General features: G+C 41.0%; 12 protein-coding genes. 7 read left to right on the top strand and 5 right to left on the bottom strand.

Annotated features, from left to right (window positions below):
- Position 1 precedes the first annotated feature (1 nt).
- From xseA to LPH68_RS00350, 6 genes are all read left to right on the top strand, one after another.
- The gene (gene xseA, locus LPH68_RS00375; protein ID WP_151936074.1) at positions 2-1,234 is read left to right on the top strand and encodes an exodeoxyribonuclease VII large subunit; all 1,233 of its coding nucleotides are present in this window, start codon (positions 2-4) and stop codon (positions 1,232-1,234) included.
- A gap of 60 nt (positions 1,235-1,294) precedes the next feature.
- Positions 1,295-1,504, top strand: a complete 210-nt coding sequence (gene xseB / locus LPH68_RS00370) for an exodeoxyribonuclease VII small subunit (protein ID WP_004314727.1) — start codon at positions 1,295-1,297, stop codon at positions 1,502-1,504.
- A 39-nt stretch (positions 1,505-1,543) separates the two neighbouring features.
- A complete protein-coding gene (locus LPH68_RS00365) occupies positions 1,544-2,575 on the top strand; it encodes a branched-chain amino acid aminotransferase (protein ID WP_255344217.1) in 1,032 nt (343 codons plus the stop codon).
- 45 nt (positions 2,576-2,620) lie between these two features.
- Positions 2,621-3,244, top strand: a complete 624-nt coding sequence (locus LPH68_RS00360; RefSeq protein WP_118407946.1) for a DUF975 family protein — start codon at positions 2,621-2,623, stop codon at positions 3,242-3,244.
- 112 nt (positions 3,245-3,356) lie between these two features.
- Entirely contained in the window at positions 3,357-4,115 is a 759-nt protein-coding gene (gene trmB, locus LPH68_RS00355) for a tRNA (guanosine(46)-N7)-methyltransferase TrmB (RefSeq protein ID WP_004314730.1), read from the top strand.
- A 94-nt stretch (positions 4,116-4,209) separates the two neighbouring features.
- The gene (locus tag LPH68_RS00350; protein ID WP_004309381.1) at positions 4,210-5,310 is read left to right on the top strand and encodes an Mrp/NBP35 family ATP-binding protein; all 1,101 of its coding nucleotides are present in this window, start codon (positions 4,210-4,212) and stop codon (positions 5,308-5,310) included.
- 309 nt (positions 5,311-5,619) lie between these two features.
- On the opposite strand, the gene LPH68_RS00345 is transcribed toward LPH68_RS00350, so the two are convergent.
- The 3 genes from LPH68_RS00345 to LPH68_RS00335 all read right to left on the bottom strand — a co-directional run bounded on the left by LPH68_RS00345 (position 5,620) and on the right by LPH68_RS00335 (position 9,925).
- Positions 5,620-7,533 carry a TlpA disulfide reductase family protein gene (locus LPH68_RS00345; RefSeq protein ID WP_151922989.1) on the bottom strand — a complete coding sequence of 638 codons (1,914 nt, stop codon included), beginning with the start codon at positions 7,531-7,533 and terminating at the stop codon, positions 5,620-5,622.
- Between the two features lie 190 nt (positions 7,534-7,723).
- Complete coding sequence (locus LPH68_RS00340) at positions 7,724-9,541, bottom strand: M56 family metallopeptidase (protein ID WP_008020471.1); 1,818 nt, start codon at positions 9,539-9,541, stop codon at positions 7,724-7,726.
- Positions 9,542-9,559: 18 nt separating this feature from the next.
- Positions 9,560-9,925 (bottom strand): BlaI/MecI/CopY family transcriptional regulator, encoded by a 366-nt coding sequence (locus LPH68_RS00335; protein ID WP_004305524.1) that lies wholly within the window; start codon positions 9,923-9,925, stop codon positions 9,560-9,562.
- A 398-nt stretch (positions 9,926-10,323) separates the two neighbouring features.
- Here LPH68_RS00335 and LPH68_RS00330 point away from each other — a divergent pair, with 398 nt between their 5' ends.
- On the top strand, positions 10,324-10,893 hold the full coding sequence (locus LPH68_RS00330) for a porin family protein (RefSeq protein WP_004314733.1): 570 nt from the start codon (positions 10,324-10,326) through the stop codon (positions 10,891-10,893).
- 147 nt (positions 10,894-11,040) lie between these two features.
- On the opposite strand, the gene LPH68_RS00325 is transcribed toward LPH68_RS00330, so the two are convergent.
- Entirely contained in the window at positions 11,041-12,300 is a 1,260-nt protein-coding gene (locus tag LPH68_RS00325) for an ABC transporter permease (protein WP_004297229.1), read from the bottom strand.
- On the bottom strand, positions 12,301-13,482 hold the full coding sequence (locus LPH68_RS00320; RefSeq protein ID WP_004307832.1) for an ABC transporter permease: 1,182 nt from the start codon (positions 13,480-13,482) through the stop codon (positions 12,301-12,303).

The following is a 13,482-nucleotide window of genomic DNA, read 5'->3' as shown; positions in this document are numbered from 1 at the left end:
TATGGATTCTCTTTCCCTTTTAGAACTGAATTCACTCGTCCGCCGTAGTCTGGAGCAATGCCTGCCCGATGAATATTGGATACAGACAGAGTTGAGCGATGTCCGTTCCAATACGACGGGGCATTGTTATCTGGAATTTGTGCAGAAAGATCCTCGTAGTAATAATCTCGTAGCCAAAGCACGGGGGATGATTTGGAATAATATCTACCGCTTGCTGAAACCCTATTTTGAGGAAAGCACCGGACAACTATTTACCTCCGGTATTAAAGTGCTGGTGAAAGTAACTGTTCAGTTTCATGAGTTATACGGTTACAGTTTGACGGTGCTTGATATTGATCCTGCTTACACGTTGGGAGATATGGCTCGCCGTCGTCGGGAAATATTATTGCAGTTGGAAGAGGAGGGAGTCTTGACGTTGAATAAAGAACTTGAAATGCCGGTTCTTCCCCAACGTGTTGCCGTCATTTCTTCGGCTACCGCAGCCGGATATGGAGATTTCTGCCATCAGTTACAGCACAATCCGGGCGGATTCTATTTTTATACAGAACTTTTTCCGGCTTTAATGCAAGGCAATCAAGTTGAAGAGTCTGTATTGGCGGCTTTAGACCGTATCAATGCCCGCATCAATGAATTTGACGTAGTGGTCATTATTCGTGGCGGTGGGGCTACTTCCGATTTATCCGGTTTTGATACTTATCTACTAGCAGCTGCATGTGCGCAATTTCCATTACCTATCATTACCGGTATTGGTCATGAACGCGATGATACAGTCCTTGACTCTGTAGCTCATACCCGGGTAAAGACTCCTACGGCTGCTGCCGAGCTTCTGATTCATCAGGTAACGGAAGTAGCAGAGCATCTGGAAGAATTATCTGTACGTCTTCAACAGGGAGCTTATATGCTTCTTGAGCAGGAACAACGAAGGTTGGAGGCGCTCCAAATCCGTATTCCCAATCTTGTTCACCGCAAACTTGCGGATGCTCGTTTTTCTTTGCTGGCAGCAAAGAAGGATTTGTCACAAGTGGCGAAAGCATTGTTGGCCCGTCGGTCTCACCGGTTGGAACTTTTGCAACAGCGGATAGCAGACGCCTCTCCGGATAAACTCTTGAGCCGGGGATACAGTATTACAATCAAAGACGGGAAAGCGGTGACGGACGCATCTTCGCTGAAACCGGGAGATCGCTTGACAACCCGGTTGCTGAAAGGAGAAGTGCAATCTGTGGTGGAAAAGTAACTATCCGTCGACTGTTTATTTGTAAGAACATTCATCATTAACCATTAAATATCAATCATCGTGGCAGCAAAAAAAGAAACATATTCCCAAGCAATGGAACGTCTCGAAAAGATCGTTCGCCAGATAGATAATAACGAACTGGATATCGACATTTTGAGTGAGAAAATAAAAGAAGCCAATGAGATTATTGCTTTTTGCAAGGATAAACTGACAAAAGCCGACCGGGAAGTCGAAAAATTATTGCAAGAAAAGAGGCTATCTGAAGAATAAAAGTTATTTTTGCGTTTCAATGCAATAGAAAATAAACTAATACATAACAATATGAAAGAAATAGACTGGGCGAATCTGTCATTCGGATACATGAAGACAGATTACAATGTGAGAATCAACTTCCGTAATGGTGCATGGGGGGAATTAGAGGTTAGTAGTGATGAACACCTTAATTTGCACATGGCGGCAACCTGTTTACACTATGGTCAGGAAGCCTTTGAAGGGTTGAAAGCATTCCGTGGAAAGGATGGTAAAGTACGTATTTTCCGTTTGGAAGAAAACGCAGCCCGTCTGCAATCTACTTGCCAGGGAATTCTGATGGCAGAACTTCCGACAGAACGGTTTAAAGAAGCAATTTTGAAAGTCGTAAAACTGAATGAACGTTTTATCCCTCCTTATGAAACCGGTGCTTCTCTTTACATTCGTCCGCTATTGATCGGAACAAGTGCCCAAGTAGGCGTACATCCTGCTGAAGAGTATATGTTTGTAGTGTTCGTAACTCCGGTAGGTCCGTATTTCAAGGGTGGTTTTTCTACCAATCCGTACGTTATCATTCGTGAGTTCGATCGTGCCGCTCCTCATGGAACAGGTATTTATAAAGTAGGTGGCAACTATGCAGCCAGTCTTCGTGCTAATAAGAAAGCACACGATCTGGGGTATTCCTGCGAGTTCTATCTCGATGCGAAAGAAAAGAAATATATTGATGAATGTGGTGCTGCCAACTTCTTCGGTATTAAAGATAATACTTATATCACTCCGAAATCAACTTCTATTCTGCCTTCTATTACCAATAAGAGTTTGATGCAGTTGGCAGAAGACATGGGTATCAAAGTGGAACGCCGTCCGATACCGGAAGAAGAATTGGAAACGTTTGAAGAAGCAGGTGCTTGTGGTACTGCCGCAGTAATCAGCCCGATTCAGCGTATCGATGATTTGGAAAACGGAAAATCATACGTTATCTCTAAAGATGGTAAGCCGGGACCTATCTGTACAAAATTGTACAATAAGCTGCGTGGAATTCAGTATGGCGACGAGCCGGATACACATGGCTGGGTGACGATTGTAGAATGACGATATATTATGAAATAACACATTTATCAATTAATATTATTCACTATGTTAAAACTAAACTCAGAACTGCGTGCTCAGGCGCGTGAGGCACTTCGAGGAAAGTGGCCTATGGCAGCCGTTGCTGCACTTATTTATTCAGTTATTGCCGGTGGATTATCTGCTATTCCTGTGATTGGCGGATTATGTTCATTGTTTGTCGGACTACCGGTTGCATACGGCTTTGCTATCGTGATGCTTGGTGTATTCAAAGGTAAAGAAATTGATTTCGGAGTGTTATTCGAAGGCTTCCAGGACTATGGACGTATTTTTGTAACGAAGTTGCTACAGGGTATCTATACCGCTTTGTGGATGTTGCTGTTGGTTGTACCAGGAATTATTAAGCACTATTCTTATGCAATGACCGACTATATCTTGAAAGAAGACCCCGAAATGAAAAACAATGCAGCTATTGAGAAAAGTATGGCTATGATGGAAAACAACAAGATGAAACTGTTCATGCTTGATTTGAGCTTTATCGGTTGGGCTATCCTTTCTCTCTTTACTTTCGGTATCGGATTCTTTTTCCTGCAACCTTATGTGCAGGTTGCTCATGCTGCTTTCTATGAAGATTTGAAAGCACAACAAGGTGGAAATGTAGAAGTAAACGTTGAAGTGAATGTTGAGATTTAATAACACGAATCATTCAATATTATAGAAGAATGGAGCATAGAGAAATCTGTGCTCCATTTCTTTTTGTCAGTTGCGTCAAAATCAGTACCTTTGCGGCCTAATCAGGATTGATATGGGAAAGAATAAATTAGAAAAGTTTGCCGATATGGCGAGTTATCCACACGTGTTCGAATATCCTTATTCGGCAGTAGATAACGTGCCTTTTGACATGAAGGGAAAATGGCATGAGGAGTTTTTTAAAAACGATCATCCGATTGTGCTCGAACTAGGCTGCGGACGTGGTGAGTACACCGTCGGCTTGGGTAAAATGTTTCCCGAAAAGAACTTTATAGCAGTTGATATAAAAGGTGCCCGTATGTGGACGGGAGCAACGGAATCATTACAGGCCGGAATGAAGAATGTCGCTTTTCTGCGTACCAATATTGAAATCATTGAACGTTTTTTTGCCGAAGGCGAAGTAAGTGAAATATGGCTTACCTTCTCTGACCCGCAAATGAAGAAAGCAACCAAGCGATTGACTTCTACCTATTTTATGGAACGGTACCGTAAATTCTTGCAGCCGAATGGTATTATCCACCTGAAAACGGACAGCAACTTCATGTTTACCTATACAAAATACATGATTGAAGCAAACCGTCTTCCCGTTGAGTTTATGACCGAAGATTTATATCATTCCGATTTGGTAGATGATATTCTCGGTATCAAGACTTATTATGAACAACAATGGCTCGATCGTGGTTTAGCTATTAAGTATATCAAATTCCGGCTTCCGCAGGAAGGTCAATTGCAAGAACCGGATGTAGAAATAGAGCTCGATCCTTATCGTAGCTACAATCGTAGCAAACGTAGCGGATTAAGTACAAGTAAATAGTTTTGTGCAGTAACAATCGCCCTTAAAGTGAACTGACACTTAATCGAATGGTGATTTTAAATTGTAAATAGTAAATCGTCAAATAGTAAATAAAATGACTCTCTATCCTAAATTGATATTAGATGCATTGGCAACGGTGCGTTATCCCGGTACGGGAAAGAATCTGGTGGAAGCGGAGATGGTTGCCGATAATCTCCGTATTGATGGCATGACTGTCAGCTTCTCATTGATCTTTGAGAAACCGACTGATCCGTTTATGAAATCAATGTTGAAGGCTGCGGAAACAGCTATTCACACGTATGTTTCTCCTGATGTGCAGGTAACGATCACAGCGGAAAGTAAACAAGCTGCCCGTCCGGAAGTTGGCAAGCTCCTTCCGCAAGTGAAGAATATAGTCGGCATATCTTCCGGTAAAGGTGGAGTAGGCAAGTCTACGGTGTCTGCGAATCTGGCTGTTGCTTTGGCTAAATTAGGTTATAAAGTCGGTTTGCTTGATGCTGATATTTTTGGTCCTTCTATGCCGAAGATGTTTCAGGTGGAAGATGCACGCCCTTATGCAGAACGTATCGACGGTCGTGACATGATTATTCCGGTAGAAAAATATGGAGTGAAATTATTATCTATCGGCTTCTTTGTCGATCCGGATCAGGCAACTTTGTGGCGTGGTGGAATGGCTAGTAATGCGTTGAAACAGTTGATTGCTGATGCAGCTTGGGGAGAGTTGGATTATTTCCTGATAGACCTTCCTCCCGGAACCAGTGATATTCATTTGACAGTTGTTCAAACGTTGGCCATGACAGGGGCGATTGTTGTCAGCACTCCGCAGGCAGTGGCTTTGGCAGATGCCCGTAAGGGAATCAATATGTTTACCAATGATAAGGTAAATGTACCTATCCTTGGTTTGGTTGAAAATATGGCTTGGTTTACTCCTGCCGAACTTCCCGAAAATAAATACTATATCTTCGGAAAAGAAGGCGCAAAGAAACTGGCTGAAGAGATGAATGTTCCTTTGTTGGGACAGATACCTATTGTTCAAAGCATTTGTGAAGGGGGGGATAATGGTACACCTGTTGCGTTGGATGAAGATTCCGTGACCGGACGTGCTTTCTTATCCCTGGCTGCCAGTGTCGTTCGTCAAGTAGATCGACGGAATGTAGAGATGGCTCCGACTCAAATCGTGGAAATGCATAAATAAGTGGAATCTGGAGTTGGATAGCTTTGCAGTAAGTTATCCATAGGATATAAAACGAGCCTCTGTAGTCTTTTCAAAGACTATGGAGGCTCGTTTATTTATTGATTTTTAGGATTACGTATTCTTGCAAAATAATCTTATATTATAATCCGCGTAATCCGTGCCTAAATATATTATATAAACTAATTATGATGACATACTTATGTAGCAATTGTTGTTGGCGGATTTTCCTCTACAAGATAGTGACGGTATCATTATCATATACCGTCACTATCCTAAGCATATACCGTCACTATCTTTTTAACGTTCGAGTTACTTATTCAAAGCTTTCATAAGCTCTTTTTTCATGGTGTCTACTCCGGGAAATCCAGTTTGCTTGAAAGTAATATTACCCTCCGGATCAACAATAAAATAAGTGGGAACTCCCCGGATATTGAAGCTGGACATCAGAAAACTCCATTGTTCATTTGTCACACGGAAATGCTCACCATGAATGTCGGTAATCATATTTTCCCAAGTGCCTTTGGGTGAAGTTTCGCCTGTGATGTAGAGGTAGATAATATCCTTGTCTTTTAATTCCTCTTTCATTGGAGTAATGGCTTTATTGGCTGTGCGACAAGGGCCACACCAAGTTGCCCAAAAATCGACTAACAACGTGTGTCCGCGGAATTTAGAGATAATGGATGGGAATAAGTCCTCATTGGAGACTTGTCCCGTCTCGTTTACAGTGAAGCCTGTCTTTCTTTTGTTTAATTCAATTTTCTTTATTATTTCTTTGTTCGTTTGAGTAAGCATCTCTGCGTATGCCGGGGAAGAAAAAGTTTTTAGTTCGGCATTCTGCTCTGCTGTTAACGGGGTAAAATCCTTTATGGATTGATACAGTTTATTAAATTTAATGTTATCGAATAAGGGTCCCTGTCCCGTTCCCAGTGTCTCTTTAAGTACATCTAAAGAATTTGGCAGAAAACTTATCAAGTATATTGTTGATGCGTAATATTTACCGTATAGCGCTTTCAGAGTGTTGATAGAAGTGAACTCTTTCAATATGTCATAGTATCCTGTAGGAATGTCAATGCGGGTATTGTAGAAATAGTCGTCAGTCTGTTCTTTATTCAGTTTATTAACAGCGATATATGCTGATTTTAGTTCTCTCTCCGTCATGGCGATTTTACCAGTCGCTGCCAGATCTACCTGAATATTTAATAGCTCTTTACACGCATTGCTGTATGTGGATTGTGCAATTTCTTTTCGAATGGATGGAAGACGCTCCAATACATAAGCCTTGTATTCATCTGCGCTTTTTCCGGCAATGTCGTTATACATATCCATGTAATAAACGCTTTTCAACACAATATCTATATCTACGGAAGCTAGTTCTTGTTGCAGACTAGCCAGATAACCATTAAAGTATACAGGTTCTCCATACGTTTTATCCTTTTTTTGCAGATGCGCCTGTCTGCGGCATAGTTCCTTTGTATTGATGATGAGCGATGTCTCTTCGTTGGGAGCTATCAGACACTCGATCCAGCCAAAAGGAAGTTCTAATGATACACTTGTAACGGACGCTACTTTGACCTCCGCCTGAAAAGTGCCGTCTTCTTTGATCTTTATGATATTCTGTTCGTTGTGGACATTCAATGCAGGGCTTTCTATATGCATCTTCATTTGTTGCATCATCTCTTTCTGATAGTCCAGTATTTTTCCTTTGAGTGTAGCAGTTCCAAAAGCCAACTTTGGAGTAGGCAATATCGCTTTCTTATTTATTTTGTGTACGACTGCTTCTTTGGGGAGTTTTTGTTTATAGAATGTATCTTTGTCTAATTGTATTCCCCATATCTTATAGGCCCCGTCGAAGTCCCCTTCCGAGAAATCCAGACTGGTTACATTTTCAGGTATTGGGGGAAATAAGAGTTGAAACTCCGCTTCTCCCGATTCCGGCATCCAGAATTCCTTATCCAATGTGATTCCAACTCCCTTTCGGATAGGATAAAGCATTCCGTTATTATCTTTCAGAAAACTGCCTGTTGCTATTTTAATCCAGTATTTCGGACGATAAAAAGCCTTTATATACACTGTTGTTACGGTATCACTCATGACAATTTTATCAATCTCAATACTATTGGAGCTCCATGCTAGAAAAGGAGGCCGCTCGATAACTCTGTCTTTGGCTTGTATGGTGCAGATTGTGCAGAATATTAAACCGATAATCCATGCGAATCTTTTCATGTGAATAATGTTTTATTACACGAACAAATATAAGGATCTTTTTATAACTATCCTTGCGAAAAGCTGAAAAAGAAATGACTTTTTTCAGCACCGGGGAAAGATACGTCCGGCACCGGGAGGAGAGAGTTCCCCACCGATGAACGCCCCGTTCCTCACCGATGAGGAAAGGGAGCGGTATCGGGGAAGTTATTTATTGTAACCGGAACGTGATAGGGAGGGTATACTTAACAGGGACAGCCTGTCCTTTTTGCATTCCCGGTTCCCATTTAGGCATGTTTCCCACTACACGGATGGCTTCTGCATCCAGTGACGGAGATACGCTGCGTAATACTTTTACGTTTGACAAACTACCGTCTGTTCCGATAATCATTTGTATGATTACCCTGCCTTGTTCTTTGTTTTTTTGAGCAATGACAGGATATTTGATACTTCTAGCAAGATAACGCATCAACCCGGCTTGTCCCTCCGGGAATTTGGGCATTGTTTCTACTACAGTGAAAGCCTGATCTGCGTTTTCTCCTTTCACACCTACTGCACCGGGAGTTGAATCTTCCTGTGGACCGTATCCCACTACAACTACTTCGTCCAGATCAGACTGTTTGATCTCTTCCGCCTTGGGTAGTTCTGGATCGGATAGTCTGAAAGCAACGGGAACTGTAAATCTTACATTTACTGCTTCCCCTCTTTGTTTGCCAGGTTGCCATTTAGGCATGGCAGCAATGACACGCATGGCTTCTTTGTCGAGATACGGATTGACACTTCGTTCTACTTTTGTGTCAGCTATACTTCCGTCCTTTTTAACAGTAAAGCTTACAATTACACGTCCTTGTGCACCGATTGCATGTGCTTCAGCCGGATATTTGACATTTTTAGACAAGTAATCCATCAATGCCTTCATCCCTCCCGGAAAATCCGGCATTTCTTCTACAACCTGAAAGACAACTGAATCCGGTACACTCTTGATTTGTGTTTCCGTTACTTCCTTTCCTTTTGTACCTTGCGGAAGGCTGATTTCTTGAATTTCTCTTGTAGAAAGTTCGGGAATATTTGTGGTTTCAGCTTGCATGGCAACTTCTTCCGTTACTTGTCCCATCATTTCTTTTGCAAATTTTTCAGTAGTACGTGCTACCATTTCGATGTTACTGACAATCATCAAGATGCCAGCTAAGGGAAGAAACATCAGATATTTGGTTCTTCCTATTTCTTTCGTTCTTCGTTTATTCATCATTTTAATACGATTTTTGAGTGGTAAAACATTGAAACTATTTGATAAATTTGCTGCAGCCTTGTGATGTGCCAGTCCCAATAAGTGGTACTGGTATGATTTACTATCATGTCCCGTTTCTAATACACGATGGTCTGCCATGTATTCGAGGTTTCCTCTGACCTCCCGTTTCATTAACCAGATAAATGGGTTGAACCAGCAGAATATACACATTATTTCGCTGAAAAGCACATCCACCGAGTGGTATTGTCGGGCATGGGTCTCTTCATGCGTAATGATTTCACTGATTTCAGATTCCGTATGTGATTGCGGGTGTATGAATATCCAGTGGAAGAAAGAAAAAGGACCTGTTTCTTTTTTTAATAGATGTACGCGTACTCCTTGTATATTGCTTTTTGAGCATTGGAAATGCAATCGGATGATGCTACCCAGTTGTACGAAGAAACGTGCGGTAAGTAATAACATTCCGCTCCAATAAATAATTTTAGCGAACTGCGTGATAACCTCTTGCCAATTTATGACAGTCGCTTGTGTAGGAGTCACAACTTGCTCCGGAAGCAGGATGGTTGCATAAAGATCTGCCATTGCCACCATCGGTTCGTGAGCTTTTATCCATCCCTGAATATTCAATAGGGGATAAAGCATGGAGATGGCAAAGAAACATAGCAAAGCCATCCTACGCCAATGGAAGAAGGTGTCTTTATGGAAAAACAACCGATAGAATGCATAGAACAGAGCTATCGCTACATTTATCTTTAGAAAATAAGCTAGTTCCGGAGTCATGGTGATGAATGTTTTCTATTAATTTTCTTTTCCTTTTTCAATGAGTTCGATAATATCTTTGAGATCATCGGTCGAAATTTTCTGGTCTTTGGCAAAGAAAGAAACCATTTCTTTGTAAGAGTTCTCAAAGTAGTTACGAACTACGCCACTCATAAAATGGCGTTTATATTCATTTTCGCGAATGGCAGGAGTATATTGGTAGGTATTACCCACACGTTTCGGTGTGACATATCCTTTCCGCTCGAGGTTCTTTACGATAGATGCTACTGTGGTATAAGGAGGTGCCGGTTGCGTATACTTTGCAACAATGTCTTTTACGAAACAGCATTGTAACTCCCAAATGTAGATCATTACTTCTTCTTCTTGTATAGTTAACTTTTCCATGGAGATGTTGTTTAATTACGAATACTTCGCAAATCTACGAATATTTCGTAAACAAGCAATAGCTAGTCGGTTAATAATTGTAAATGTATAAATCTTGCAAGAATATTTTAATTGCATTGTTATTCGGAAATTATTTAAGCATAAAAAAAGACCGGATGAACATTATTTTTTTCTATATAGTCACTCTTTAATAACCTTTATGCAAAAAATAGACTATCAAGGATTTTTTTATATAAAATAAATGAAATATATTTGCGGCTACAAAACATACGTTAAATACGGAAGGGTGTGTTTCAATACTTTAACCGGTTGCGAATAATTCCCCACACTTCAAACAGAACTATTAACTAACAATGCCAACCAAAGGGAAGAGGAAGGCAAACTAAAAAATGAATGATATGAAAAAAGGTTTGATTTTTGTGCTATTTGCACTTGTTTCTATCGTTTCTTATTCTCAGATTTCTTGGAATGCCAAAGTTGGTATGAACATGAGTAACTTTACTGGGGATATGGATACTGACATGAGGATTGGATTCAATGTAGGCGTTGGCATGGAATATCAGTTCTCTGATATGTGGTCTATTCAACCTTCGTTGATGTTCACTCAAAAAGGTGCTAAACAGGATGAAGTGAAAATGAATCCAATGTATTTGGAGATTCCGGTATTGGCTGCTGCAAGATTTGCAATTGCTGATAACCAGAATATTGTAGTGAAAGCTGGTCCTTATTTTGCATTTGGTATTGCTGGTAAGTGTAAAATTGGTGATGAAAAAATTGATTTCTTTGGTGACGGTGATGATCAATTTGGAGCAAAAAGATTTGATGCAGGTCTCGGTGTAGGCGTTGCTTATGAAATTAATAAATTCTTTATTGACTTATCAGGAGAATTTGGTTTGGCTAAATTGGCTGATGGTGACGGTGCACCGAAGAACATGAACTTCTCTATCGGTGTAGGTTACAAGTTCTAAACTTATTATACTCTCTTTATAATATCTCTAAAATCCCTCGTTCTATACTCTCTTGGAACGGGGGATTTTCATGTTCTTATTTGAAAAAAACGGCATATCCCATTGAAAGGATACACCGTTAATTCTCTCTCTTGTAATTCTTACTCATTAATCACTTATCTGCTTGGATAAGTTTGCTTTCTCTTTTAATTCTTTGTATCTCTCTATTGCATGTTTGCGACTCATCAGTATTTGCCAGCGGTATACCCAACAGGTGGTCAGGAAATAAATGCCGGCTTGCAACCACAAAGCCTTATATTCAAAAGCTACTTCACTAAGAGTGGCTCCCATATTGTTGATTTTTACAAAGCCGTTAATTCCAAACGTTGAGGGGAAGATGTAGGATACATACTTCCAAAACGGAGGAATAGCTGCTCCCGGCCAGGAAATTCCTGAAATAAATAACAGGGGGACTGATGTGAATACAAAAATCAGCATACACGTTTCCCGATTGCGAATGGCAATAGAAGCTGTCATCGCAAAGAAGATACAAGCCGCAAGATAGGGGACAACGAATAATATTAATGAACTGGGTTGCCCAATTTGGTTGAGGCTAAACAATCTTGGAACGACATAAAGTACGTAGAAAGCTACCAATATATAAACTAGGAAATAACTCAATCCTTTTCCTAATACAATTCGTAACGTCCCGTTATAGTGACGATTAATAGGTACAAGATCCTTAAATCTGTTGTTCTCACGAGCAGTTCCTGCAGCGAGACCGATGCCGAGCAATAATGTCTGTTGGATAATCAATACCAATACAGCAGGAATCAGGAAAGCGGCGAACCCGGCAGTGGGGTTGAAGATGGAGATTTCTTCATATTCTATCGGATAAGCAGTGATTTCATCCTGACGGTCGGTCGTGTTTCCGCTACGTGCAATTTTGATATCCCTGTTCATATCCAGAGAAACGGCAGTGTTGGCAAGAAGCATCGATTTATAGTATAACAATCCGCTCATGTCGCAATAGATACTGACTTGTGTCTGTTTTCCTTTGGCAATATTGTCGCTGAAATCCGAAGGGATATAAATGATGCCGTATGCACGCCGGTTTTTCAGCATTTGTTTAGCTTCTTCCATATCGGCACAGTAGGAGACGATTTGAATATCGGGCGTAGCATCTACCTTGCGGAGATATTCGCGGCTAAGAGATGAATGTGAATCATCTACAACAACAGCAGGAACTTCACGCACTACTTCGTTATCATAGATGAAACTATATAGCAACGGATAACCTAACGGGACGAGTATAAAGAATATTAGTACCCCCTGGTCGCGGAAAGTTGTCTGAAACTCCCGTTTCCAGATATAAAACAGGTCATTGATGCCTTGAGCTATCTTATCTTTTAATTTTATATCTTTCATTTAGGGTATATATTTATAGTAAACCAATGCTTCCTTCAGGCGGTGAACCACGAAGAAGGGGAGCATCATAAATATTAATAGTGCCATATAGTTGGTCCATGAGTAAGCCATACTATATCCGTTGAGCGCCTGATCCACGTAAATAAGGAAATAGTGCCGCAAAGGAAATAGATTGCTCAAAGCCTGTAAAACAGGATGCATAGCCATGACCGGGAATGAAAATCCGGAAATGGAGAACGATATGACTCCCCACAGGGAAGCAAAACTTAATCCGAGTCGTAGAGTCGGCAGGGTTCCTATCATGACAATACCACAACATTGGGATGCCAGTACAAGACAGAGCGTGGCAAATATCATCGGAAATATACCGCTGTTGCAAGGAAAATGCAGGAATCCATACAGGTATACATTATAGAATATACCCATAATGAAAAAGACTACAGTGTGGGGAAGCAACTTCCCGGCCAATGCAATATAAATGGAGTTGTTACTCATTCGTAACCATTCGCGAGCCGTACGATCTTTGATTTCTACACCGATTGAATAGACAGTTACCATAAATATTAATAGCATGAGTACTCCCGGTATCAGTGTATTGCATAAGTATACCGAATAGTTTAGCCACGGATTATTCAGTGGGTGTGTATCGATAACAATCGGTTGCAGATATGCCATAGCCTGATCCTCTGTTGCACCTTTGGCATATAACATGGTCCTTGCAGCGGCTCCTGAAGTGAGTTCTCCCATCATTTTCATGTCTCTGAACAATAGAGAACCTGCGATCAGATAGGAGTAATTGGTGTAGAAGGAGATTGTCGGTTGTCGTTGGCTCTGTGCCTCTGCCGATAAACCTTTGGGAAGGTAGAAGAATCCGTAGATTTTTCCTTCTTGCATGGCAATACGTGCATCTGTCACATTACTGTAATGAGCTACAACCCCTGTCTGTGAAAAAGCATCCAGGTTGCGGACAATATTGCGGGAGGTGGACGAATCATCCATGTCTACCACTCCTGCAGGAAGATCCTTGGGAAGTCCCGAATCCATTAAGGTGGTGAAGAATATATAGCAAAACAGTGGGGCAATGACCATACAGAAGAGGTAGAGCGGGCGTGAAATCAACCGCCGGCACTCTCTTTGCATGACCTGCCACAGGGCTATATATTTCTTTTTTCTCTCTCTCAT

The organism is Bacteroides sp. 1_1_30 (assembly GCF_020982715.1).
Lineage (GTDB): Bacteria > Bacteroidota > Bacteroidia > Bacteroidales > Bacteroidaceae > Bacteroides > Bacteroides xylanisolvens.
This window is presented reverse-complemented; position numbering and strand designations above follow the sequence as displayed.

Bases quoted from the DNA above. Each gene is read 5' to 3' on its own strand.
- LPH68_RS00335 (WP_004305524.1), bottom strand. From the start codon at position 9,925: ATGGAAAAGTTAACTATACAAGAAGAAGAAGTAATGATCTACATTTGG.
- LPH68_RS00320 (WP_004307832.1), bottom strand. From the start codon at position 13,482: ATGAGAGAGAGAAAAAAGAAATATATAGCCCTGTGGCAGGTCATGCAA.
- LPH68_RS00330 (WP_004314733.1), top strand. From the start codon at position 10,324: ATGAAAAAAGGTTTGATTTTTGTGCTATTTGCACTTGTTTCTATCGTT.
- LPH68_RS00340 (WP_008020471.1), bottom strand. From the start codon at position 9,541: ATGACTCCGGAACTAGCTTATTTTCTAAAGATAAATGTAGCGATAGCT.
- LPH68_RS00360 (WP_118407946.1), top strand. From the start codon at position 2,621: ATGTTAAAACTAAACTCAGAACTGCGTGCTCAGGCGCGTGAGGCACTT.
- LPH68_RS00350 (WP_004309381.1), top strand. From the start codon at position 4,210: ATGACTCTCTATCCTAAATTGATATTAGATGCATTGGCAACGGTGCGT.
- LPH68_RS00325 (WP_004297229.1), bottom strand. From the start codon at position 12,300: ATGAAAGATATAAAATTAAAAGATAAGATAGCTCAAGGCATCAATGAC.
- LPH68_RS00345 (WP_151922989.1), bottom strand. From the start codon at position 7,533: ATGAAAAGATTCGCATGGATTATCGGTTTAATATTCTGCACAATCTGC.
- xseA (WP_151936074.1), top strand. From the start codon at position 2: ATGGATTCTCTTTCCCTTTTAGAACTGAATTCACTCGTCCGCCGTAGT.
- trmB (WP_004314730.1), top strand. From the start codon at position 3,357: ATGGGAAAGAATAAATTAGAAAAGTTTGCCGATATGGCGAGTTATCCA.